Below are 23979 nucleotides of genomic sequence, written 5' to 3'. Positions count from 1 at the left end.
CGCCCCCATAGGGGCCGTTTCCTACCAAGATCTTCCACGGTCCCGGCGCTCCGTGTCTCCGCTCGGCGATCATGAAGTTGGCGGGGACGAAGCGGGCAACCTGCGCCGCTAACCTCATGATCGACGTGGTCAGGGCGGGTCGGGTGGGCCGGGCGGGAGCGGTCAGCGAGCGAGGGACGCGAAGACGATCACGTTGTCCTGGTAGCCGGTACGGCCGCCGACCCACTCGCCGCCGCAGGTGATCAGGCGCAGCTCGGCCGGGCCCGAATCGCCGTAGACCCGGGCGGCGGGCAGGTTCGACTTGTCGAAGTACTCGACGCTGTCCACCTTGAAGGTCACCACGCTGCGGTCGGCGCGGGTCACCTGGATCCGGGCGCCCGGCTTGAGCGAGCGCAGCCGGTAGAAGACGGCCGGCCCGCTCTTGGTGTCGACGTGGCCCACGATGATCGCCCGGCCCGGGTCGCCGGGCACCGCTGCCCTGTCGTACCAGCCGGTCTGGTCGTGCTCGGTCAGCGGCGGTACGTCCACCGAGCCGTCCTTCGCCTGCCCGACCGGGGTCACCGGCGCGTTGACCTTGATGGCCGGAACGGCCAGGCGTACCGGCCGGCTCGCCGGCTTCCGGACCGGTGCGGCAGCACTCGCCGGGGCCGCCGCACCCGGCCCGTTCGACCGGCTCGACCCGGTGGACGCATCGGCGAAGTCGAACGGCCCGGCCGTGCGCCCGAGGCCGGCCCCGGTGGCGAACACGCCGACCAGCACCAGCACCACCGCCAGCGGCTTCGACCAGGAACCCCGGCCCCGGTCCCCCCTGCCCGGCGGCGCCGGTGGCGGCTCGACCGGCGGCGGCCCGGCGGGCCCCGGGCGCAGGGCCGGCGGGTCGGCCGAGGGCGGATACCACGGTCGCGACGCGGCGGGCGGCGGCATCCACGGCCGCGACCCGGAGACCGGCACGGCAGACGGTCCGGTCCCGGCGGTCGGACCCGTCCCGGCGGCAGACCCACTCCCCGAGCGCGGTCCGGTCCGGGGCGCGGCGGCCGGATCAGCCCCGGAGAACCGGGCGGTGCCGGTCGGTGGCGCGGCGGGCGGAGGCAGGGCGAGGAACGGCCGGCCGAAGCGCCGGGATCCGGCGGGCGGCGGAACGAAGTGCTCGGCCATGACCGGCCTCAGCGTCCGGCGGCGCCGCGGGCCTGCCGGCGGGACGCGGCCACGCCGAGCCCGGCGCCGACCACTGTCACCGCCAGCCCGACCGGCACCAGCAGGCCACCGAGCCCGGGCCCGGCGGTGCCGCCGAAACCGGTCGCCGGGCCGCGGCTGGGCAGGTGACTGGGCGGGTGGGTCGGCTGCCGGGTGGGCTGCCCCTGCTTGACCACCTGGAGCATCGTGGAGGCGGTCTCCCCGCCCGGGCATTCCAGCTTGACCCGGTAGTTGCCGGGCCGGGTGCGCTCGTGGACCATCGGCGAGGCGGTGAGCAGGCCGCGCTGCGGCTGGACCTGGATCCTGCCGAACGCGTCCGAGGTGACGATCGCCGGCACTGTGTTGTTCCGGCAGCTCGCCCGGATGCCGACGAGGTAGCCGGGCGAGACGGTGCCCGGGGTGACCTCCACGAAGATCACGTCGGCCGGGGGCTGTTCCGGCACCGGCTCGGCCTGGGCGGGCAGCGCGCCGGCCAGCGGGGCGGCGCACGCGGCGGCCGCGACCAGCAGCGCCTCACGTACCCTGAACGACCCCATGACCCCTCCCGGCGTACGGGATGAATCCTCTCACCCCTGGGCGCACATCACATCCGATCCGGGCTAGGCTCGGGTCGCTGTGACCCTCCCCGACATCGCCGCCGGCCGCATCCGCACCTTCCATCCGCGTCGCGGACGGATGAGCGAGCGGCAGCGCGACGCGCTCACCCGGCTCTGGCCCGCGTACGGCCTGGAGATCGCCGCCCTCGACGGGCCGTGCGATCCGACGGCTCTGTTCGGACGACGGGCGCCGCTGGTGCTGGAGATCGGCTCCGGCATGGGCGACGCCACCGCCGTGATGGCGGCGGCCGACCGGGACCGACACTATCTGGCGGTCGAGGTCCATACGCCGGGAATCGCCAACCTGCTCGACCTGGTGGAACGCCACGGTCTGGACAACGTCCGGGTGGCCGAGGGGGACGCGCTGGACCTGGTCCGGGCCATGCCGGAGGGCTGCCTGGACGCGGTGCACGTCTTCTTCCCCGACCCGTGGCCGAAGACGCGCCACCACAAGCGGCGGATCATCGCGCCGGCGCACGTGGCGCTGCTGCGCTCCCGGCTGGCGCCGGGCGGCACGCTGCACTGCGCGACGGACTGGGCCGAGTACGCCGAGTCGATGCGCGAGACGCTCACCGCCGACCCGGAGCTGGTCGACGTGTACGGCGGCTTCGCGCCCCGCCCGGCGCACCGGCCGGTGACGAAGTTCGAACGCCGCGCGCTGACCGCCGGCCGGGAGGTCTTCGACCTGATCCACCGGCGGCGCTGAACCCGTTGCGCTGAACCCGGTTGGCGCGGCCGGGTGTGATCCAGGCACGATGGGAGCCGCCATGACTCTCACCGCCGCGCTGCCGAAGACCGCCGACCCCGACACCCTCTACGACGCGTTCGCCTCCTGGGCGTCCGAGCGCGGCCTGGACCTCTATCCCCATCAGGAGGAGGCGGTCATCGAGATCGTCTCCGGCGCGAACGTGATCATGAATACGCCGACCGGCTCGGGCAAGAGCCTGGTCGCGATCGCGGCGCACTTCGCCGCGCTGGCCGACGACCGGACGACCTTCTACACCGCGCCGATCAAGGCGCTGGTCTCGGAGAAGTTCTTCGCGCTCTGCGAGGTCTTCGGCGCGGAGAACGTCGGCATGCTCACCGGCGACGCCAGCGTCAACGCGGACGCGCCGATCATCTGCTGCACCGCGGAGATCCTGGCCAACCTGGCGCTGCGCGAGGGCCGCCGCGCCGACGTCGGCCAGGTGATCATGGACGAGTTCCACTTCTACGCCGAGCCGGACCGCGGCTGGGCGTGGCAGGTGCCGCTGATCGAGCTGCCGCAGGCCCAGTTCGTGCTGATGTCGGCCACGCTCGGCGACACCACCCGCTTCGTCGACGACCTGACCCGGCGCACCGGGCGGCCGACCGCCGTCGTCCGCTCGGCCGAGCGGCCGGTCCCGCTCCTCTTCTCGTACGCGACCACGCCGCTGCACGAGACGCTCGAGGAACTGCTGGAGACCAAGCAGGCCCCGGTGTACGTCGTGCACTTCACCCAGGCCGCCGCGCTGGAACGCGCCCAGGCGCTGATGAGCGTGAACGTCTGCACCCGCGCCGAGAAGGACATGATCGCGAGTGCGATCGGCAACTTCCGGTTCACCTCCGGCTTCGGCAAGACGCTGTCCCGGCTGGTCCGGCACGGCATCGGCGTGCACCACGCCGGCATGCTCCCGAAGTACCGCCGCCTGGTCGAGACGCTCGCCCAGGCCGGCCTGCTCAAGGTCATCTGCGGTACCGACACGCTCGGTGTCGGCATCAACGTGCCGATCCGTACCGTGCTGTTCACCGGCCTCTCGAAGTACGACGGGGTGCGGACGCGCCTGCTGAAGGCCCGCGAGTTCCACCAGATCGCCGGCCGGGCCGGGCGGGCCGGGTTCGACACGCTGGGCCGGGTCGTGGTGCAGGCCCCCGAGCACGTGATCGAGAACGAGAAGGCGCTCGCGAAGGCCGGCGACGACCCGCGCAAGCGCCGCAGGGTGGTGAAGAAGAAGCCGCCGGAGGGCTCGATCGGCTGGGGTGAGCCGACGTTCCAGCGCCTGGTCGAGGCCGAGCCGGAGCCGCTCACCTCCAGCTTCCAGGTCAGCCACTCGATGCTGCTCAACGTGATCGGCCGCCCCGGCGACGCGTTCGCCTCGATGCGGCACCTGCTCACCGACAACCACGAGGACCCGGCCGCGCAGCGACGGCACATCCGCCGGGCCATCGCCATCTACCGGGCGCTGCGCGCCGGCGGCGTGGTCGAGGAGCTGCCCGAGCCGGACGAGACCGGCCGCCGGGTACGCCTCACCGTCGACCTCCAGCTCGACTTCGCGCTCAACCAGCCGCTGTCGCCGCTCGCGCTGGCCACCGTCGAGCTGCTCGACCGGGAGTCCCCGTCGTACGCGCTCGACGTGCTCAGCGTGATCGAGTCGATCCTCGACGACCCGCGCCAGGTGCTGTCCGCGCAGCAGTTCAAGGCCCGCGGCGAGGCGGTCGCCGCGATGAAGGCCGAGGGCATCGAGTACGAGGCACGCCTCGAACTGCTCGACGAGGTGACCTGGCCCAAGCCGCTCGCCGAGCTGCTGGAGTCCGCGTACGAGATGTACCGGCAGGGCCACCCGTGGGTCGCCGACCACCAGCTCTCCCCCAAGTCCGTGGTGCGGGACATGTACGAGCGGGCCATGACGTTCCCCGAGTACGTCCAGTTCTACGGGCTGTCCCGGTCCGAGGGGCTGGTGCTGCGCTACCTCGCCGACGCGTACAAGACGCTGCGGCAGACCGTCCCCGAGGACGCCAAGACCGAGGAGCTGGTCGACCTCATCGAGTGGCTGGGCGAGCTGGTCCGCCAGGTCGACTCCAGCCTGATCGACGAGTGGGAGCGGCTGCGCAACCCGTCGGACGTGGCCGAGGTCGCCGCCTCGCTGGACGACCGGCCGCCGGCGGTGACGCGCAACGCGCGGGCGTTCCGGGTGCTGGTGCGCAACGCGATGTTCCGCCGCGTCGAGCTGGCCGCGCTGCGCCGCTGGGACCTGCTCGGCGAGCTGGACGCGGGCGACGGCTGGAACGCCGACGCCTGGGCCGACGCGCTGGAGCCGTACTTCGAGACGTACGACTCCATCGGGGTGGGGCCTGATGCGCGCGGGCCGGCGCTGCTGATGATCGAGCAGGGCCGCGACAGGTGGACCGTCCGGCAGATCCTGGACGACCCGGACGGCGACCACGACTGGGGCATCAGCGCCGAGATCGACCTGGCCGCCTCGGACGAGATCGGCGCGGCTGCGGTCCGGATCACCGACGTCGGCCAGCTGTAGGACTACGCGAAAAAGGGCCGCCCGGGATGTCCGGGCGGCCCTTTTCGTGCCCTGGGCGATGTCAGACCCGTCGATTAGAATGTATGTACTAATCGAGCTGCTGACCTGGGAGGATGCTCGTGACTGCGCCCACCTCCGCGACCCCTGTCACCCCCTACGCCACCCTCCTCGGATTCACCCGGTACGTCGACCGCACCGGCCCCACGAAGGCCACCTTCGTCGGCGGTCTGCGCCGGCAGCGGGCCAGCCGGCACGGCTTCAACCCGCACGGCCAGTTCGTCAAGGCGCTCAAGGCCGACGTCGCCTTCCACACCGGCGGCACGCACCTGGCGCAGGTCGCCGACCTGGTCAAGCCGCGCTGGCGCCCGCTCTACGAGGCGCTCGTGCCGGGCGCGACCCGCTGGCTGCACTCGCTGGGCGAGCCGGCCGGCGTCGACCTGGCCCAGACCCGCGACGCCCTGGCCATGCTGGGTGACCTGCCCGTGAAGATCAACCCACAGTTCGGCGTCCGGTACGCCGACGGCCGGGCCGAGGCGATCCGGCTGCACTTCGACGAGGCGCCGCCGAGCGAGGAGGCCACGCTCGCGACGCTGCACCTGATGGCCCGGCACATGGACGCGGTGCTGCCGCACGCCGAGCCGGTCCTGGTCGACGTGCGGCGCGGCGAGGCGCACCGGATGCCCGCCGACGTCAAGCCCGAGCAGATCGAGCAGTGGCTGGCCGGTGAGGCAGCCGCGTTCCGGGCCATCTGGTCCACCGCCGCCTGACCGACCGCCGCGATCCCCGTCCGGCGAACCGGAGCACCGCCCGACCAACGTATCCGGCGGCGACCGCCGCACCGCCCACCTACCGAACGGCCGCCCCGCTACCCGGGGGCGGCCGTTCGTCGTCCCGGGCGGTGCGCCGCAGGGGGACTCCGCCCGGTGGACGAACAGCGGGCGGCATCGTCCGTGCCTGCTTTCTCCCTACGGGTTCAGGTTGGTGGCATATGCGGGCATCCGTCGGGAACACCCCCGCGTGGCCGCCCTCCCGGCACCCCCGCCGTTCGTCGTCAGTCGTCGTCGAGGAGCACCAGTGGTAACGAACGACTCGCCTGTCGTACCCCCGCTACGGACCGCCCGCGCCCCGCGCCCGGTACGCGGCCGGCTCATCCTGCTCGGGCCCGCGTTCGTAGCGGCGGTCGCCTACGTCGACCCCGGCAACTTCGCCACCAACTCCACCGCCGGCGCCCGGTACGGGTACCTGCTGGTCTGGGTGGTGGTGGCGGCGAACCTCGCAGCCATGCTGGTGCAGACGCTGACCGCGAAGCTCGGCCTGGCCACCGGGCGCAGCCTGCCCGAACTGTGCCGGGAGCACCTGCCCCGGCCGCTCAACCGGGTCATGTGGGCGCAGGCCGAGCTGGTCGCCATGGCCACCGACCTGGCCGAGGTGATCGGCGGGGCGGTCGCGCTGTACCTGCTGTTCGGCGTCCCGCTGCTGCCCGGCGGCCTGATCATCGGTGCCGCCTCGTTCGCCATCCTGGCGCTGCGCGCCAGGGGTTTCCGGTCGTTCGAGATCGCCATCGCGGTGCTGCTCGGCGTGATCGTGCTGGCGTTCGCGGTCAACCTGGTCAGTGCACAACCGGACGTGTCCGACGCCGCGGCCGGGCTGCTGCCCCGGATGCAGGGCACCGACAGCATGCTGCTCGCCGCCGGCATCCTGGGCGCGACGGTGATGCCGCACGTCATCTACGTGCACTCGGCGCTGACCCCGAACCGCCTGCCCGCCGAGGGCGAGACGCAGCGGCGGGTGATCGCCAAGGGCCTGCGGATCGACGTGCTGATCGCGCTGGGCATCGCCGGCGCGGTCAACCTGGCCATGCTGCTCGTGGCCGCGAGCAGCTTCCACGGCACCTCGATCCCCGGCACCGACACCCTGGAAGGCGTGCACGCCGGGCTCGCCACCACGCTCGGCACGGCCGCCGCGGTCGGGTTCGCGGTCGCCCTGCTCCTGTCCGGCCTCGCCTCCACGAGCGTCGGCACGTACGCCGGCGAGATCATCATGCAGGGCTTCCTGCGCCGCCGGATCCCGCTGCTGGTACGCCGGATGATCACGCTGCTGCCCGCGCTGGCGGTGCTCGCGATCGGCGTCGACCCGACCCGCGCGCTGGTGCTGTCCCAGGTGGTGCTGAGCTTCGGCATCCCGTTCGCGCTGATCCCGGTGGTGATGTTCACGCGCCGCCGGGACCTGATGGGCAGCCTGGTCAACCGCCGGGCCACCACCGCCGCGGCGGTGGCGATCACCGCGTTCGTGGTGGCGCTCAACGCGTTCCTGCTCTGGCAGTTGACGGCCTGAGACACACCCGCGCCCGTCCGGCCTGGTGCGGCTGGACGGGCGCGGGTGATCGGGGCTCAGGCGGCCAGGTACTTCTCCAGGTCGTCCAGGATCTTGTTGGCGGCGCCCACGCCGATGCCGGTCATCCAGATCTCGTCGGAGACCACGTGCGCCTTGCCGGCCTTGACCGCGGACAGGCCCTTCCACAACGTGCCGCCGGTGACCTTCGCCTGCTCGGCGGCGGCCTTCTCGCCGTACGCGGTCACGAACACCACGTCGCCGTCGGCCTCGGCGATGCGCTCCGGGCTGACCCGGTCCATCCGCTTGTCCTCCTTGCCGGCGAGCATCTGCCGCTCGGGGCGGCCCAGGCCGGTGTCGCCGACGACGATGCCGGAGAACGAGTCCGGCCCGTACAGGCGGATCTCGGTCGGCATGAAGCGCACGATGGAGACCTTGCGGGACGAGGCGTCGCCGAGCTTCGCGCCGAAGTCCTTCGCCCGCTTCTCGTACTCGGCCAGCAGGTCCTTCGCCTGCTGCTCCTTGCCCAGTGCCGCGCCGTCGAGGAGGAAGTTCTCCTTCCAGGTGATGCCCACCTTCTCGGTGAACACGGTCGGGGCGATCTTGGACAGCTCGTCGTAGAACTTCTCCTGGCGGAACTTGCTGCCCAGGATCAGGTCCGGGTTGAGCGCGTTGATCGCCTCCAGGTCCGGCTCGGTGAGCACGCCGACCTCGGTGATGCCGGCGAGCTTGTCCGCGCCGAAGTAGGTGGGCCAGCTCTTCGCCTCACCGGCGGTCGCCGCGCCGACCGGGGTGACGCCCAGCGACAGCGCGGTGTCGATCTTGTCGGTGTCGAGCACGACCACGCGCTTGGGCTCGGCGGGCACCTTCGTGGTGCCCATGGCGTGGGTGATCTCCCGGGTCTCCCCGGTGCCGGTGCCGGCGACGGGGTCGCTCTCCCCGCATGCGGTGAGACCGACGCCGAGAGCGAGGGCGGCGGTGAGTGCGACGGCGAGACGACGCATCAGGTTCCTTTCGGTGGTGCGGGTCGGCGCGCTCAGGCGTCGCCGACGGGGGCGCCGGACGGAGCCGGCGTGACGGCCGGAACGGCCGAGGTCTGGGTGTGGAGGGCCCGGGTGGGGGCGCCCTGGCTGAGGGCCGGCACCACGAGCGGGGCGCCGCTGACCGGGCAGGGCACGACCACGCAGTCCAGCCCGAACACGTCGCGGACCAGGTCCGCGGTGAGGATCTCGCGCGGCTCGCCGGCGGCCACCACCGCGCCGTCGCGCATGGCGATCAGGTGGCCGGCGTACCGGGCGGCCTGGTTGAGGTCGTGCAGCACGGCCACCACTGTGCGGCCCCGCTCGGCGCGCAGCCGGTGCAGCAGGTCCAGCACCTCCACCTGGTGGGCCAGGTCGAGGAACGTGGTCGGTTCGTCCAGCAGCAGCGCGTCGGTGTCCTGGGCCAGCGTCATGGCGATCCACACCCGCTGGCGCTGCCCGCCGGAGAGCGTGTCCACCGGGCGGTCGGCGAGCGCGCTGACGTCGGCAAGCCGCATGGCCTCCTCGACCGCCCGTCCGTCCTCGGCCGACCACTGCCGCCACCAGCGCTGGTAGGGCTGCCGGCCGCGCCCGACCAGGTCGGCCACGGTGATCCCCTCGGGCACCAGCGGGCTCTGCGGCAGGACGCCGAGCCGCCGGGCCACGTCCCGGGTCGGCAGGTCCCGGATCGCCGCGCCGTCCAGCAGCACCGCGCCGCGCCGGGGCGTGAGCAACCGGGCCATCGTGCGCAGCAGCGTCGACTTGCCACAGGCGTTCGGGCCGACGATCACGGTGAACGTGTCGGCCGGCAGGTCGAGGTCGAGTCCGTCCAGCACGGTCCGGCCCTCGTAGCCGACGACCAGGTCGCGGGTGGACAGCAGCGCGGTCACGACCGCCTCCCTCGGGTGCGCAGCAGCACGAAGATCAGGTACGGCCCGCCGATCGCCGCGGTGAGCACGCCGGCCGGCAGTTGGGTCGGCGCCAGCAGCCGGCGGGCGCCGAGGTCGGCGAGGACCAGCAGCAACGCGCCCAGCAGCGCGGCGCACAGCAGCGGCGGACGCTCGGCGCGGACCAGCCGCCGGGCCACCTGCGGGGCCACCAGCGCCACGAAGTCGACGGCGCCGACCTGGGCGGTGACCATCGCGGCGGCCAGCACACCGGTGCCGGCCAGCCCCATGCGCCGGGCCACCGGCCGCAGGCCGATCCCCCGCGCGGTGTCGTCGTCGAGCGCGCTGCTGCGCAGCGCCCACCCGGCCCAGAGCAGCACCGGCAGCAGCACGGCGAGCGTGCCGGCGATCCACGCCGCCTCGCTCCATCCCTTGCCGGCGAGCGTGCCGATCAGCCAGATCTGCGCGCGCAGCCCGTCGATCGGGTCGGCGGTGAGCATCACCACCTCGATCAGCGCCCGGAACGCGAACGCCACCGCCACACCGGCGAGCACGAACCGCTGGGCGGCCAGGCCGTGCCGGGCGCCGAGCGCGAACACCGCCACCGCCGCGGCCAGGCCGCCGAGCAGCGCCGCCGGCGCCACCAGCACCGCCGCCGCGCCGCTGGTCAGCGCGATCGTCGCGGCCAGCCCGGCGCCCTGGGTGACGCCGATGACGTCGGGGCTGGCCAGCGGGTTGCGGGCCACGCTCTGGATCAGCGTGCCGGCCACGCCGAAGGCCGCCCCGGCCACCGCCGCGAGGACCGCGCGAGGCAGTCGCAGGTCGCGCACCACGAGGTCGTACGGGGTGCCCGCGCCGGAGAGCGACCGCACCACGTCGACGGGGGCGACGTACGGCGTACCCAGCGACAGGCTGACCACCACCGCGACGCACAGCAGCACGAACAGCACCACCGCCACGACGACCGGCCGCCACCGGAACGGCACCACCACCGCCCCGGCCCGCAGCACTCCACGCCCCCGCGGCCGTCGCACCCCTCGCCGTTGATCTTGTACTTCGGGCCCCTCGGGTGCCCGGAATGCCCCTTCCGCCCGGGCAGCAAGTGCAAGATCGCGGGAGCCGGGGGTGGGGGTGGGGGTGGTCATGTCGTCACCGTCTTGGCTCGGTGGACCAGGAAGGCCAGGAGGGGCGCGCCGAGCAGGGCCGTGATGATACCGGCGGGGATCTCGCCGGGTGGGGCGACGAGGCGGCCGGCCACGTCGGCGGTGAGCAGCAGGGCGGGGCCGAGCAGCGCGGCGACCAGCAGCGTCCACCGCTGGTCCGCGCCGACGAGCGCCCGGGCCAGGTGCGGCACCGCCAGCCCGACGAAGGCGATCGGCCCGGCGGCGGCCACCGCCGCACCGGTGAGCAGCACGCCACCCGCCCCGGCGGCGAGCCGCACCAGCGCGACCCGGTGCCCGAGTCCCCGGGCCACGTCGTCGCCGAGGGCGAGCGCGTCCAGTCCGCGGGCGGCGAGCGCGGCCAGCACCACCCCGGCCACCACGAACGGCAGCACCTGCCCGGCCACGCCGACGCCCCGGCCGGTCAGTCCGCCGACCACCCAGAAGCGGTACTCCTCGAACGTGCGGGCGTCGATGCTGAGCAGCGCGTACACGATGGCGCCGAGACCCGCGTCGAGGGCCGCGCCGACGAGCGCGAGGGTGACCGGGCTGGCGCCCTCGCGGGTGCGGTTGGCGATGGCGAACACGAGCAGTCCGGCGAGCAGCGCGCCGGCGATGCCGAACCAGACGTACCCGGCGAGCGTGCCCACCCCGAACACCGCGATGGCCAGCACCACGCCGAACGACGCCCCGGCGCTGATGCCGAGGATGCGCGGCTCGGCCAGCGGGTTGCGGGTGACCGCCTGGAACAGCACCCCGGCCAGTGCCAGCGCCAGGCCGACGACGAGCCCGAGGGCGGTACGCGGCATCCGCAGTTCCCGGACCACAGTGGTGGCGTCGCCGCCGTCCGGCGACACCAGCGCGTGCCACACCTGGTCGACGGGGAGGTGCCGGCTGCCGAGCGCCAGGCTGGCCAGCAGCGCGAGCAGGAGCAGGAGCGCCGCCGCCACGGTGACCGCGACGCGGCGGACGGTGCCGCGGCGGACGGGAGCCCCGGCCCGCGCGGGCCGGACGGCGACGGTGGTCACGAGGGATCTTGCCTTCCGGTTAGGTACGCCTTACCTTAGCTGACCTGCTAAGGCGTACCTGAACGGGTTGCGCCTCCACCAGGGGGAGGCGCAAAGGTGGATGCCATGGACGGTGCGGAGCGCTACTCGATCGGTGACCTTGCCCGGCGGACCGGGCTGCCGGTGAAGACCATCCGGTTCTGGTCCGACCGCGGCATCGTGCCGCCCACCGACCGGGGACCGGCCGGTCAGCGCCGCTACAACGCGGCCGCGGTGGCCCGGCTCGACCTGGTACGGACATTGCGCGAGTTGGGTGTGGACCTGCCCACTGTGCGCCGGGTGGTGACCCGGGAGGTCACCCTGGCCGAGGTCGCCTCGGCGCACGCGGACGCGCTGACCGCGCAGATCCGGCTGCTGCGGACGCGCCGCGCGGTGCTCACGGTGATCGCCCGGCGCGGGGCCACCCCGTCCGAGGCCGACCTGCTGCACCGGCTGGCCGGCCTGGTCGCGCGGGAGCGACGGCGGCTGGCCGACGAGTTCCTCGACGCGGCGTTCGGCGGCCTGACCGATCCGGGGTTCGCGGGCATCCGCCGGTCGCTGACGCCGGAGCTGCCGGACGATCCGGACGACGCCCAGATCGAGGCGTGGGTGGAGCTGGCCGAGCTGGCTCTGGACCCGGGATTCCGGGCCGGGCTGCGCCGGCTGGCCGAGCAGCACGCGGCGGACCGGGCCGGCGTCGAAGGCGTGCGCCGGGACGTGGTCGCCGTGGTCCGGGAGGAGGTGGCTCCGGCGCTCGCCGACGGCGTCGAGCCCGCCTCGCCCGACGCGGATCCGATCCTGGCCCGGGCGGCGGCCCGGTACGCGCGGCTCTGCGGCCGGCCGGACGACGCCGGCCTGCGCCGGCGGATGCTGGACCGGTTGCGGACCGCGCGCGACCCTCGCCGCGAGCGGTACCTGGAGCTGCTCTCGCTGGTCAACGGCTGGCCACCGGCCGAGAGCCTGGCGCCGGTGCTGGACTGGTCGATCCGGGCACTACAGGCCCGGCAGCACCTAGCCTGAGGTCATGCGATTCGACAGGCACACGGTGGTGCTCCTGGTCCGGCCGGACGACGCGCCGGACCTGCCGCAGGACGCCCTCGACCGGATCCAGGACGCCCACCTGGCGCACCAGGCCGGGTTGGTGGAGCAGGGCGCGGTGCTCGCGGCGGGACCGTTCCTGGACGGCGACGACGGGCGCGTCCGCGGTTTCGTGGTGCTGTCGGTGGACCCGCAGATGGCCCGTGAGCTGTACGCCAACGACCCGGCCGTCCGCGCGGGCCGGCTCGTCGCGCAGATCAGCAGCTGGATGGTGCCGGAGGGGCAGGTCCGCTTCGAGCAGGTGCCGGTCCCCCGCTCGATGCTGGAGGCCGCGGCCGGCGACTGAGTGTCGGGGCTCGGCCGGGGCGCGGGTCAGTCCTCGGCGGCCTGCCGGACTCCCGGCACCACCGGGGTCGGCCACAGCGGGGCCCGCGGTCCGGCCGGCACCTCGACCTGCTGGTCCGACCAGACGTACGTCTCGGGCAGCAGGTCGGCGATCGGGACCGCGCGCAGCCCGTCGGGCGGGCCGACGATCACCTTGATCGACGGGAAGTAGTCGAGCAGCACCTGACGGCAGCGCCCGCACGGCGGCAGGACGCCCCGGCCCCGGTCCCCCACCGCCACGATGGCCTCCAGCTCACCGGCGCCCTGGGTCGCGGCGGCGCCGAGGGCCACCACCTCGGCGCACGGGCCGCCGGTGAAGTGGTAGACGTTCACCCCGCTGAACACCCGGCCGTCGGTACTGCGTACGGCGGCGGCGACGGTGTGGTTGTCGCTGCGGCAGCGCAGCTTCGCGACGGCGGTGGCGGCCTGCACGAGCGCCCGGTCGGTGTCCCGCATGATCATCCCCGCCTCTCGTCGGACCCCGTCGGCGGCAACTCTAGTCGCGGCGGCCGGCGATCCCTGTCAGCCAGGCCGTTTGCGTTCCCGGTAGGCGCGCATCTTGGCCCGGGCGCCGCAGATGTCCATCGTGCACCAGCGGCTCCGCCCGCCGGGGCTGTGGTCGTAGTAGACCCACCGGCAGCCGTGCGCCGCGCACGCCTTCAGGCGCTGCCAGGTGCCGGCGGCGACCGCGTCGAGTACGGCCCGCCCGATCTCGGCCACGAGCGCGTCCGCGCCGGCCAGTCCCGGGGCGGGCGCCGGCCGCGCGCCCCCTGCCTCGTCGAACGCCACGGTCAGCGGGGCCCGGTCGAACAACCGGGCCAGCGTCTGCCGGGTCGGCGGCGACAGGTCGGCGCCGGTGTGCGCCTGGCAGGCGTCGCGCAGCCCTTCACGCAGGGCGCGTGCGGTCACCACGTCGTCGTCCGCACAGGTGATCGCGATGCCCCGGGCGGCGCAGAACGCGGCCAGGTCCTCGGCGGTGCGCAGGGTGTCCCGCCCGGCCTCGATGTCCCAGGTGTTGGCCAGGTCCTGGATCAGGGTGAGCGGCGCGGGGGCCGGAGCGCGGTCACCGGGCTGTCGCATGCGGCGAGCTTACCGGCATGGCATCCTCATCCGGTAACCGTTACTGGATGGAGGCTAGTGATGGTAACCAGGTCCTCTCTTCTCGCCCGCAACCGCGACTTCCGCTGGTACTGGTCCGGCCACACCATCTCCGTGCTGGGCGCCCAGGTCACCGTCGTCGCCCTGCCGCTCGTCGCCTCGGTGACGCTGGACGCCGGAGCGGCCGGCGTCGCCGCCGTGGCCACCGCCGGCCACCTGCCCAACCTGCTGCTTCCCCTGCTGGTCGGGCATTGGCTGGACCGGCGCCGCCGACGGCGGCTCATGGTCGCGGCCGACCTGGTCCGGGCGTCGGCGCTGGCCGTCGTGCCTGCCGCGTTCATCGCCGGGGCACTCTCGCTGCCGATGCTCGTGACGGTGGCGTTGGTCGTCGGGGCGGCCGGGGTGGTGTTCGACATCGGCGGGTTCGCCTACCTGCCGACCCTGGTCGACGAGACGGACCTGCCCTCAGCCAACCGGGCCGTCCAGGGCTCCAGCACGGCGGCGCAGGTCGCCGGTCCCGGCCTGGCCGGAGGGCTGGCCCAGATCGCCGGCCCGGCGCCGGCCCTCGCACTCGACGCGGCGAGCTATCTGGCCAGCGCGGTGGGTGTGGGCCGGGCCCGCCGACCGGAACCGGTTCCGCCCCGCGGTACGCGACGCGCCGGAATCCTCGACGGCCTGCGAGTGGTCGCCGTCAACCCCTGGCTCCGGGCCCTGACCGCACACGCCACCCTCTACAACGGCGCGGCGCAGATCCTCACCGTGAACCTGGTGATCTGGGTGGTCACCGATCGAGGTCTGAGCGCCGGGTGGTTCGGGCTCGCCCTGAGCGCGGCCGGCGTCGGCGCGTTCCTGGGGACCCTCGGCTCGCTGGCGGCGGCCCGCCGCCTCGGCTACGGCCGGACGTTCGTCAGCGCCCTGGCGCTGTCCACCGGCACCCCACTGCTGATCGCCACGCTCTCCGGGTCCACCGCGACCCTGGCGTTCGGTCTCGCGGCGGTGCAGTTCGTCAGCGGCGTCGGCCTCGGCGTGGCCAACGTCCTCTCGGTGACGCTTCGGCAGACCGTCATCCCGCGCGACGAACTGGCCCGCAGCAACGGTGGCTACCGCTTCCTGATCTACGGCGTCCTCCCGCTGGGCGCAGCGGGAGGCGGCTTCCTGGGGCAAGCGCTCGGCAGCCGGGCGGCGGTAGCAGCCGGCGCCGCCGGCCTCGCGCTGTCCACGGTGCCGATGCTCACCCGCCGGATCCGTACGCTGCGCCGCCCCGAGGATGCGCGTCCGGTCCCCGGCGCCCCACCCGCGCCCGTGGCGGCCGATGCCGGCGGCGCCCGGTAACCCGGGGGCGGTCCGCCGCGCGGCTGCCTATCCTTGGCGACGTCATGCAGAATCCAGCCGTACCCGCCGCCCCTGAGACCGCCCGCGACCTGCACCGCCGCCTCGCCCCCCTGATGTTCCGCGACCAGCGCCGGCTTCAGCGGCGGCTCGACGGCGTGCGCAAGCTGCGCGACCCGCAGCGGCGGGAGACGGCGCTGGCCGAGATCGCGGCCGAGGTGACCCGGGCCGAGGCGCGCCTGGAGTCGCGCCGCGCGGCCGTCCCGGCGATCACCTATCCGCCGCAGTTGCCGGTCAGTGAGCGCAAGGACGACATCGCCGCCGCGATCCGCGACCACCAGGTGGTGATCGTGGCCGGCGAGACCGGCTCCGGGAAGACCACCCAGCTCCCGAAGATCTGCCTGGAGCTGGGGCGCGGCGTCACCGGCCTGATCGGGCACACCCAGCCCCGCCGGCTGGCGGCCCGCACCGTCGCCGACCGGATCGCCGACGAACTCGGCACCGAGCTGGGTGACGTGGTCGGCTACAAGGTGCGCTTCACCGACCAGGTGGGCGACAACAGCCTGGTCAAGCTGATGACCGACGGCATCCTGCTGGCCGAGTTGCAGACCGACCGGATGCTGCGGCAGTACGACACGCTGATCATCGACGAGGCGCACGAGCGCAGCCTCAACATCGACTTCATCCTCGGGTACCTCAGGCAGCTCCTGCCCCGCCGGCCCGACCTCAAGGTGGTCATCACCTCGGCCACCATCGAGACCGACCGGTTCGCGAAGCACTTCGCCGACGCCGAGGGCAACCCGGCGCCGGTGGTCGAGGTGTCCGGGCGCACGTACCCGGTGGAGGTCCGCTACCGGCCGCTGGTCGAGGTCGCCGAGGCCGAGGAGGAGGACGAGGCCGACGAGGAGAACGTCCGGGACCAGATCCAGGCCATCGGCGACGCGGTCGAGGAACTGGCCGCCGAGGGGCCCGGCGACATCCTGGTGTTCCTCAGCGGGGAACGGGAGATCCGGGACACCGCCGACGCGCTGGGCAAGCTGGTGCAGTCCAAGCGATCGCTGCTCGGCACCGAGATCCTGCCGCTGTACGCCCGGCTCTCCACCGCCGAGCAGCACCGGGTCTTCGCCGCGCACTCCAACCGCCGGGTGGTGCTGGCCACGAACGTCGCGGAGACCTCGCTGACGGTGCCCGGCATCAAGTACGTGGTGGACCCGGGCACGGCCCGGATCTCCCGCTACTCCAGCCGGCTGAAGGTGCAGCGGCTGCCGATCGAGCCGGTCTCGCAGGCCAGCGCCAACCAGCGCAAGGGCCGCTGCGGGCGTACCTCCGACGGCATCTGCATCCGCCTCTACGACGAGCAGGACTTCGACTCCCGGCCCGAGTTCACCGACCCGGAGATCCTGCGGACCAACCTGGCCTCGGTCATCCTCCAGATGACAGCGATCGGGCTCGGCGACGTCGCGGCGTTCCCGTTCATCGATCCGCCGGACCGGCGCAACGTCACCGACGGCGTGAACCTGCTGCACGAGCTGGGCGCGCTCGACCCGGCCGGGACCGACCCGGCGAAGCGGCTCACCGCGCTGGGCCGGCGGCTGGCCCAGCTCCCGGTCGACCCCCGGCTGGCCCGGATGGTCCTCGAGGGCGAGCGCAACGGCTGCGCCACCGAGGTCGTGGTGATCGCCGCCGCGCTGTCCATCCAGGATCCGCGTGAACGCCCGGCCGACAAGCAGGCCCAGGCCGACCAGGCGCACGCCCGGTTCGCCGACAAGGAGTCCGACTTCGTCGCGTACCTGAACCTGTGGCGCTACCTGCGGGAGAAGCAGCGGGAACTGTCCTCCAGCGCGTTCCGCCGGATGTGCAAGGCCGAATACCTCAACTACCTTCGGGTACGCGAATGGCAGGACATCGTCAGCCAGTTGCGGCAGGTCCTGCGTACCTCGGACAAGGGTGAGGGCCGGCGCGGCGCCGGCGCCGACCTGCCCGAGGAGATCGACACCCCGAAGGTGCACCAGTCGCTGCTGCCCGGCCTGCTGTCGCACCTCGGCCTCAAGGACGCGCAGAAGCACGAATATCTGGGCGCGCGGGGCGCGAAGTTCGGGATCTTCCCCGGGTCGGCGCTGTTCAAGAAGCCGCCGCGCTGGGTGATGGCCGCCGAGTTGGTGGAGACGTCCCGGCTGTGGGGCCGGGTGGCCGGGCGGGTCGAGCCGGAGTGGGTCGAGCCGCTGGCCCAGCACCTGGTCAAGCGCAGCTACAGCGAGCCGCACTGGGAGAAGAAGCAGGCCGCGGTGATGGCCTACGAGAAGGTCACGCTGTACGGCATCCCGCTCGTCACCTCGCGGAAGGTGAACTTCGGGCGGATCGACCCAGTGCTGAGCCGGGAGCTGTTCATCAGGCACGCCCTGGTGGAGGGCGACTGGCAGACCCACCACCAGTTCTGGCGGGACAACCAGAAGCTGCTGACCGAGATCGAGGAGCTGGAGAACCGGGCCCGGCGCCGCGACATCCTGGTCGACGACGAGACCATCTTCGCCTTCTACGACCAGCGGATCCCCGCCGACGTGGTCTCCGGCCGGCACTTCGACTCGTGGTGGAAGAAGACCCGCCGGGAGCGGCCCGACCTGCTCACGTTCACCCGCGAACTGCTCGTCAACAACGGCCGGGGCGGGGTGGACGAGGAGGACTACCCGGACGAGTGGCGGGCCGACGGCGTGACGCTGCCGCTGACGTACACGTTCGACCCGACCGCGCCCACCGACGGCGTGACTGTGGACATCCCGCTGCCGCTGCTCAACCAGGTGCCGGCGGAGAGCTTCGACTGGCAGGTGCCGGGGCTGCGCGAGGAGCTGGTGATCGCGCTGATCCGGTCGCTGCCCAAGCCGGTACGGCGGAACTTCGTGCCGGTGCCCGACTACGCCCGCGCCGCGCTCGCCGCGATCACGCCGGGCGAGGAGCCGCTGCTCGCCGCGCTGACCCGGCAGTTGCGCCGGATGACCGGGGTGACCGTCCCGGCGGACGCGTGGGACCTGGGCCGGCTGCCGCCGCACCTGCGGGTCACGTTCCGGGTGCTCGGCGACGACGACAAACCGGTCGCCGAGGGCAAGGACCTGCCGGCGCTGCAACGCGAGCTGCGCCAGGAGGTACGCCAGGTCGTGGCCGCCGCCGCGCCCGACGTGGCCCGTACCGGGCTGACGGAGTGGTCGATCGGCACCCTGCCGCGCACCATCGAGCAGGTACGCGCCGGCTTCGCGGTGACCGCGTACCCGGCACTGGTGGACGAGGGCGCGACGGTCGGGGTGAAGGTGTTCGACTCCGCCGCCGAGCAGGAGGCGGCGCACTGGGCGGGCACCCGGCGGCTGCTGCGGCTGACGATGCCGTCCCCGGCGAAGTTCCTCCAGGGGCGGCTGAGCAACGAGGCGAAGCTGGCGCTGTCCCGCAATCCGCACGGCAGCGTGCCGGAGCTGATCGAGGACGCGGCCGGGGCGGCGATCGACAAGCTGATCGGCGACGCGGGCGGCCCCGCCTGGGACGCCGAGGGCTTCGCCGCGCTGCGCGACCGGGTCCGCGCCGACCTGGTGGACACGGTCGTCGAGGTGATGGAGCGGGTACGCCGGGTGCTCGCGTCCGCGTACGCGGTGGAGCAGCGGCTCGGCGCCACCCGCAACCTGGCCGTGGTGGCCGCGCTGGCCGACATCCGCAACCAGCTCACCGGCCTGGTGCACAGGGGCTTCGTCACCGAGACGGGGTACGCGCGGCTGCCCGACGTGCTGCGCTACCTGACCGCGATCGAGCGGCGGCTGGACCGGTTGCCGGGCAACCCGCAGCGCGACAAACAGCAGCAGGACCGCGTCGCCGTGGTGCAGAAGGAGTACCAGGACATGCTGGCCGCGCTGCCCCCGCCGAGGCGCGCGACCCCGGCGGCCCGCCAGATCCGCTGGATGATCGAGGAGCTGCGGGTGAACGTCTTCGCCCAGGCCCTCGGCACCCCCTACCCCGTCTCGGAGCAACGCATCTACCGAGCCATGGACGACGCCGAGTCCCGCTGACCCTGGCCCACTGCTCGTTGATCTTGCACTTCGTGCCCCCGCGCCGGGGCTTTCGCACCTTTCGCCGGGGCGGAAAGTGCAAGATCAACGGGGCGGGGGCACAGGGGCTACAAGGGCTCTACGCCTGGGGGGAGTTCGGCGGTGGCGGTGGCGTCGTGGACGTACTCCAGGAGGATGCGGCGCAGCTCGCGCCCGGCGTGGGTGGGCACCACGTCGCGGCGGCGGGCCACCGCGATGGTCCGGCGGACGCCGGGCGGCACGAGCCGGGTGACCCGGATGCCGGGTCGGCGGGCCACCACGATGCCGGGCACCAGCGCGACGCCGAGCCCGGCCTCGACGAAGCTGAGCACGGCGTCCATCTCCCCGCCGTCGACGGACAAGGTCGGCTCGAACCCGGCCGTCCGGCACGCCTGGAGCGTGGCGTCGCGCAGGTCGTAGCCCTCGCGGAACATGACGAGCGGCTGGTCGCGCAGGTCGGTGATGCGCAGCTCCCCGGCTTCCGAGGCACCGGGTAGCGGGTCCACCGAGGCGACCACCAGGCTCTCCCGCAGGATCGGGTCGGCGCGCAGGCCCGGGTCGGTGCCGGCCGACGGCATGATGATCAGGGCGAGGTCGAGGTCGCCGCGGAGCAGGTCGCGGACGAGGTCCTGCGAGCCGCCCTCCTCCACGCGCAGGTCGATCGTGGGGTGCGCGTCGCGGAACCGGCGCAGCACCGGCGGGGCGAGCGAGGTGGCGAGGCTGGGTGTGGCGCCGAGCCGGACCCGGCCCCGGCGCAGTCCCACCAGCTCCTGCACCTCGCGGGTGGCGGTCTCCACGTCGGCGAGGATCCGCTTGGCCAGCGGCAGCAGCACCTCACCTGCCGCGGTCAGTGTGATGTTGCCCCTTACCCGTTCGAACAGCGGGGCCCCCAGGTCGGTCTCCAGCGCGTGAATTTGCTTACTCAACGAGGGCTGGGTTATGCCGACAAGATCAGCCGCCTGGGTGAAATGTCGTACTTCGGCGACCGCCACGAAGTACCGAAGCTGATGGAGCTGCATCTACATAGCCTACGGCTATCAACGCTGCGATTTCGATGCATTGGACGCCTGATCGAAGTGCTCCTAGCGTCGACCGCGTGGTAATCACGAAAACTCGGTCGCCCATCCGCTCGAACGTCGGCCTCAAGGCCGTCATGGCGGTGACGGGCATCATCCTCGTGCTGTTCCTGATCGCGCACATGCTCGGCAACCTGAAGATCTTCACGGGCGAGACGTCGTTCGACCACTACGCGCACTGGCTGCGGGACATCGGCACGCCGCTGCTGCCGACGACGTGGTTCCTGTGGATCCAGCGCACCGTGCTCACCGTCGCCGTCCTCGGGCACATCGGCGCGGCCACCGTGCTCGCGATGCGCTCCCGGGCCGCCCGCCCGGTCCGGTACGCGCACCGTCGCAAGATCCACGTGAACTACGCGGCCCGCACGATGCGCTGGGGTGGTGTGATCATCCTGCTCTTCGTGATCTACCACATCCTCGACCTGACCACGGGTCACCTGAACCCGCAGGGCGACCCGTCGAACCCGTACGGCAACGTCGTCGCGGACTTCGCGCCGGAGCGCTGGTACGTCACGCTCTTCTACACCCTCGCGCTGGTGACCCTCGGCTTCCACCTGCGCCACGGCGCCTTCAGCGCGTTCCGCAGTCTCGGCCAGCAAACGCCGAAGGGCGAGCGGCGGGCCCGGATCGCCGCGCTCGTCTTCGCCGTCGCGCTCGTCGGCGGCTACCTGCTGGTTCCGTTCGCCGTGATCACCGGATTGGTGTCCTGACATGGATCTCTACACCGAGGGCGACCCGATCGCCGACACCCGGGCCCCGGACGGCCCGATCGAGACGCGGTGGGAGCGCCACCGCTTCGAGATGAAGCTGGTCAACCCGGCCAACCGCCGCAAGATGACGGTGATCGTGGTCGGCACCGGCCTGGCCGGCGGCTCCGCCGCCGCCACGCTCGCCGAGCAGGGCTACCAGGTGCGGTCCTACTGCTACCAGGACAGCCCGCGTCGGGCCCACTCGATCGCCGCGCAGGGCGGCATCAACGCCGCCAAGAACTACCGCAACGACGGCGACTCGGTGCACCGCCTCTTCTACGACACGGTCAAGGGCGGCGACTTCCGCTCCCGCGAGTCGAACGTGCACCGGCTGGCCGAAGTGTCGGTGAACATCATCGACCAGTGCGTGGCGCAGGGCGTGCCGTTCGCCCGCGAGTACGGCGGCCTGCTCGACACCCGCTCCTTCGGCGGCGCCCAGGTGCAGCGCACCTTCTACGCCCGGGGCCAGACGGGCCAGCAACTGCTGCTCGGCGCGTACCAGGCGCTGGAGCGGCAGATCGGCCTGGGCAACGTGGAGATGAACGCCCGCCACGAGATGCTCGAACTGGTGATCGTCGACGGCCGGGCGCGCGGCATCGTGGTCCGCGACATGGTCACCGGTGAGATCAGCACCGAGATGGCCGACGCGGTCGTGCTCGCCTCCGGCGGCTACGGCAACGTCTTCTACCTCTCCACGAACGCCAAGGGCTGCAACGTCACCGCCTCGTGGCGGGCGCACCGCAAGGGCGCGTACTTCGCGAACCCCTGCTACACGCAGATCCACCCGACCTGCATCCCGGTCTCCGGCGACCACCAGTCGAAGCTGACCCTGATGAGCGAGTCGCTGCGTAACGACGGCCGGGTGTGGGTGCCGAAGGCCAAGGGCGACCAGCGCAGCCCGCGGGACATCCCCGAGGACGAGCGGGACTACTACCTGGAGCGGATCTACCCGTCCTTCGGCAACCTGGTCCCCCGCGACATCGCGTCCCGCGCCGCGAAGAACGTGTGCGACGAGGGACGCGGCGTCGGCCCGACCGGCCTCGGCGTCTACCTGGACTTCGCCGACGCGATCAACCGGCTGGGCCGCAAGGCCATCGAGGCCAAGTACGGCAACCTCTTCGAGATGTACGAGCGGATCACCGGCGAGGACCCGTACGAGGTGCCGATGCGGATCTACCCCGCCGTGCACTACACGATGGGCGGCCTCTGGGTCGACTACGACCTGCAGTCGAGCATCCCCGGCCTGTTCGTGATCGGTGAGGCCAACTTCTCCGACCACGGCGCGAACCGGCTCGGCGCCTCGGCGCTGATGCAGGGCCTGGCCGACGGCTACTTCGTGCTGCCGAACACGCTCGCCAACTACCTGGCCTCCAGCTCGCTGGACAAGGTCGACGCCAGTCACCCCGAGGCGGTCGCGGCGCGGACCGAGGTCGAGGACCGGATCAAGCGGCTGCTGGCGATCAACGGCGACCGCACGGTGGACTCGTTCCACCGCGAGCTGGGCCAGATCATGTGGGAGCACTGCGGCATGGAGCGCTCCGAGGCCGGGCTGCGCAAGGCGATCGACGAGATCCGCGCGCTGCGCGAGCAGTTCTGGCAGCGGGTGCGCGTGCCGGGTGACGGCGAGGGCCTCAACCAGTCGCTGGAGAAGGCCGGCCGGGTGGCCGACTTCTTCGAGCTGGCCGAGCTGATGTGCATCGACGCCCTGCACCGCGAGGAGTCCTGCGGCGGCCACTTCCGGGCCGAGCACCAGACGCCCGACGGCGAGGCGCAGCGCGACGACGACCGGTTCGCCTACGTGGCGGCCTGGGAGTTCACCGGCACCGGTGAACCCGTGCTGCACAAGGAAGACCTGACCTTCGAATACGTCCACCCCACGCAGCGGAGCTACAAGTGAACCTGACCCTGCGCATCTGGCGCCAGACCGGCCCCGAGGACAAGGGTCGGATGGTGACCTACCCGGTGCAGGACGTGTCCCCGGACATGTCCTTCCTGGAGATGCTCGACGTACTCAACGAGCGGCTCATCCTCGACGGCGAGGAGCCGGTGGCGTTCGACCACGACTGCCGCGAGGGCATCTGCGGCATGTGCAGCCTCATGATCAACGGTGAGGCGCACGGCCCGCAGCGCGGCACCACCGCATGCCAGCTGCACATGCGGCAGTTCTCCGACGGCGACACGATCGACATCGAGCCGTGGCGGGCCCGGGCCTTCCCGGTCGTCAAGGACCTGGTGGTCAACCGCAACGCGTTCGACCAGATCATCGCCGCCGGCGGCTACGTCACCGCGCCGACCGGCAGCGCCCCGGAGGCGCACTCGGTGCCGGTACCGAAGGCCGACGCGGACGCCGCGTTCGAGTCGGCCGCCTGCATCGGCTGCGGCGCCTGCGTGGCGGCCTGCCCGAACGGCTCCGGCATGCTGTTCACCGCCGCGAAGATCACCCAGCTCTCGCTGCTGCCGCAGGGCCAGCCGGAGCGCTACACCCGGGTGATCGGCATGGTGGACGCGCACGACGAGGCCGGCTTCGGCGGCTGCACCAACATCGGCGAGTGCGCGGCGGCCTGCCCGAAGGGCATCCCGCTGAACACCATCGGCCGCCTCAACCGGGACTACCTCAAGGCGACCGCCAAGCGCTCCGGTTCCTGACCGGACACCGCACCACAGACGCGACCGCCGCGTCCTGCATCCGGGACGCGGCGGTCGCGCTTGTCCAGGGGTACGCCCCGGCGATTGGTACGG

The 23979-nt window shown here is 72.9% G+C and carries 20 protein-coding genes; 11 read left to right on the top strand and 9 right to left on the bottom strand.

Annotated features, from left to right (window positions below; genetic code table 11):
• Positions 1–162: 162 nt before the first annotated feature.
• Together IRY44_RS14770 and IRY44_RS14765 are read right to left on the bottom strand one after the other, a co-directional pair.
• Positions 163–924: a class F sortase gene (locus IRY44_RS14770; RefSeq protein ID WP_228532082.1), complete on the bottom strand. Its 762-nt coding sequence runs from the start codon at positions 922–924 to the stop codon at positions 163–165.
• Between the two features lie 239 nt (positions 925–1163).
• A complete protein-coding gene (locus IRY44_RS14765) occupies positions 1164–1730 on the bottom strand; it encodes a hypothetical protein (protein ID WP_194800966.1) in 567 nt (188 codons plus the stop codon).
• A gap of 139 nt (positions 1731–1869) precedes the next feature.
• Here IRY44_RS14765 and trmB point away from each other — a divergent pair, with 139 nt between their 5' ends.
• The 4 genes from trmB (at position 1870) to IRY44_RS14745 (ending at position 7396) form a co-directional block, all read left to right on the top strand.
• Positions 1870–2496 carry a tRNA (guanosine(46)-N7)-methyltransferase TrmB gene (gene trmB / locus IRY44_RS14760; RefSeq protein WP_228532151.1) on the top strand — a complete coding sequence of 209 codons (627 nt, stop codon included), beginning with the start codon at positions 1870–1872 and terminating at the stop codon, positions 2494–2496.
• Positions 2497–2557: 61 nt separating this feature from the next.
• A complete protein-coding gene (locus IRY44_RS14755; protein ID WP_194800964.1) occupies positions 2558–5062 on the top strand; it encodes an RNA helicase in 2505 nt (834 codons plus the stop codon).
• A 119-nt stretch (positions 5063–5181) separates the two neighbouring features.
• A complete protein-coding gene (locus IRY44_RS14750) occupies positions 5182–5829 on the top strand; it encodes a hypothetical protein (RefSeq protein ID WP_194800963.1) in 648 nt (215 codons plus the stop codon).
• Between the two features lie 307 nt (positions 5830–6136).
• On the top strand, positions 6137–7396 hold the full coding sequence (locus tag IRY44_RS14745) for an Nramp family divalent metal transporter (RefSeq protein WP_194800962.1): 1260 nt from the start codon (positions 6137–6139) through the stop codon (positions 7394–7396).
• A 56-nt stretch (positions 7397–7452) separates the two neighbouring features.
• Here the strand turns inward: IRY44_RS14745 and IRY44_RS14740 are convergent, their stop codons facing one another.
• The 4 genes from IRY44_RS14740 to IRY44_RS14725 form a co-directional block, all read right to left on the bottom strand.
• Entirely contained in the window at positions 7453–8397 is a 945-nt protein-coding gene (locus IRY44_RS14740) for an ABC transporter substrate-binding protein (RefSeq protein ID WP_135239286.1), read from the bottom strand.
• 32 nt (positions 8398–8429) lie between these two features.
• The gene (locus tag IRY44_RS14735; protein WP_194800961.1) at positions 8430–9302 is read right to left on the bottom strand and encodes an ABC transporter ATP-binding protein; all 873 of its coding nucleotides are present in this window, start codon (positions 9300–9302) and stop codon (positions 8430–8432) included.
• Positions 9299–10333: an iron chelate uptake ABC transporter family permease subunit gene (locus IRY44_RS14730; protein WP_269696516.1), complete on the bottom strand. Its 1035-nt coding sequence runs from the start codon at positions 10331–10333 to the stop codon at positions 9299–9301. Before IRY44_RS14730 ends, IRY44_RS14735 begins: the two co-directional genes overlap by 4 nt.
• Before the next feature lie 107 nt (positions 10334–10440).
• The gene (locus tag IRY44_RS14725; protein ID WP_194800960.1) at positions 10441–11487 is read right to left on the bottom strand and encodes an iron ABC transporter permease; all 1047 of its coding nucleotides are present in this window, start codon (positions 11485–11487) and stop codon (positions 10441–10443) included.
• Positions 11488–11592: 105 nt separating this feature from the next.
• On the opposite strand from IRY44_RS14725, the gene IRY44_RS14720 reads away from it, so the two are divergent.
• Positions 11593–12525, top strand: a complete 933-nt coding sequence (locus IRY44_RS14720) for a MerR family transcriptional regulator (RefSeq protein WP_194800959.1) — start codon at positions 11593–11595, stop codon at positions 12523–12525.
• 4 nt (positions 12526–12529) lie between these two features.
• The gene (locus tag IRY44_RS14715; RefSeq protein ID WP_194800958.1) at positions 12530–12889 is read left to right on the top strand and encodes a YciI family protein; all 360 of its coding nucleotides are present in this window, start codon (positions 12530–12532) and stop codon (positions 12887–12889) included.
• A 26-nt stretch (positions 12890–12915) separates the two neighbouring features.
• Here IRY44_RS14715 and IRY44_RS14710 read toward each other — a convergent pair whose 3' ends face one another.
• Positions 12916–13383, bottom strand: coding sequence for a cytidine deaminase (locus tag IRY44_RS14710; protein WP_228532080.1), 468 nt, complete (start codon positions 13381–13383; stop codon positions 12916–12918).
• A 66-nt stretch (positions 13384–13449) separates the two neighbouring features.
• Positions 13450–14007 (bottom strand): CGNR zinc finger domain-containing protein, encoded by a 558-nt coding sequence (locus tag IRY44_RS14705; protein ID WP_194800956.1) that lies wholly within the window; start codon positions 14005–14007, stop codon positions 13450–13452.
• 60 nt (positions 14008–14067) lie between these two features.
• Here IRY44_RS14705 and IRY44_RS14700 point away from each other — a divergent pair, with 60 nt between their 5' ends.
• Together IRY44_RS14700 and hrpA are read left to right on the top strand one after the other, a co-directional pair.
• Positions 14068–15357 (top strand): MFS transporter, encoded by a 1290-nt coding sequence (locus IRY44_RS14700; protein WP_194800955.1) that lies wholly within the window; start codon positions 14068–14070, stop codon positions 15355–15357.
• Positions 15358–15401: 44 nt separating this feature from the next.
• Positions 15402–19397, top strand: coding sequence for an ATP-dependent RNA helicase HrpA (hrpA, locus tag IRY44_RS14695; protein ID WP_194800954.1), 3996 nt, complete (start codon positions 15402–15404; stop codon positions 19395–19397).
• 107 nt (positions 19398–19504) lie between these two features.
• On the opposite strand, the gene IRY44_RS14690 is transcribed toward hrpA, so the two are convergent.
• Positions 19505–20434 carry a LysR family transcriptional regulator gene (locus IRY44_RS14690; protein ID WP_194800953.1) on the bottom strand — a complete coding sequence of 310 codons (930 nt, stop codon included), beginning with the start codon at positions 20432–20434 and terminating at the stop codon, positions 19505–19507.
• An 83-nt stretch (positions 20435–20517) separates the two neighbouring features.
• On the opposite strand from IRY44_RS14690, the gene IRY44_RS14685 reads away from it, so the two are divergent.
• The 3 genes from IRY44_RS14685 to IRY44_RS14675 are packed head-to-tail and all read left to right on the top strand — an operon-like array spanning position 20518 to position 23886.
• Complete coding sequence (locus IRY44_RS14685) at positions 20518–21201, top strand: succinate dehydrogenase cytochrome b subunit (RefSeq protein ID WP_269698066.1); 684 nt, start codon at positions 20518–20520, stop codon at positions 21199–21201.
• Position 21202: 1 nt separating this feature from the next.
• Positions 21203–23137: a fumarate reductase/succinate dehydrogenase flavoprotein subunit gene (locus tag IRY44_RS14680; RefSeq protein WP_194800951.1), complete on the top strand. Its 1935-nt coding sequence runs from the start codon at positions 21203–21205 to the stop codon at positions 23135–23137.
• A complete protein-coding gene (locus tag IRY44_RS14675) occupies positions 23134–23886 on the top strand; it encodes a succinate dehydrogenase/fumarate reductase iron-sulfur subunit (protein ID WP_013285329.1) in 753 nt (250 codons plus the stop codon). The genes IRY44_RS14680 and IRY44_RS14675 overlap by 4 nt, the downstream gene beginning before the upstream one ends.
• The last annotated feature ends 93 nt before the right edge of the window (positions 23887–23979 follow it).

The sequence above is a fragment of the Micromonospora sp. ANENR4 genome (genome assembly GCF_015354395.1).
Taxonomy (GTDB): domain Bacteria; phylum Actinomycetota; class Actinomycetes; order Mycobacteriales; family Micromonosporaceae; genus Micromonospora; species Micromonospora aurantiaca.
The sequence above is the reverse complement of the archived record's forward strand: the minus strand, read 5'-3'. Positions and strand labels throughout refer to the sequence as shown.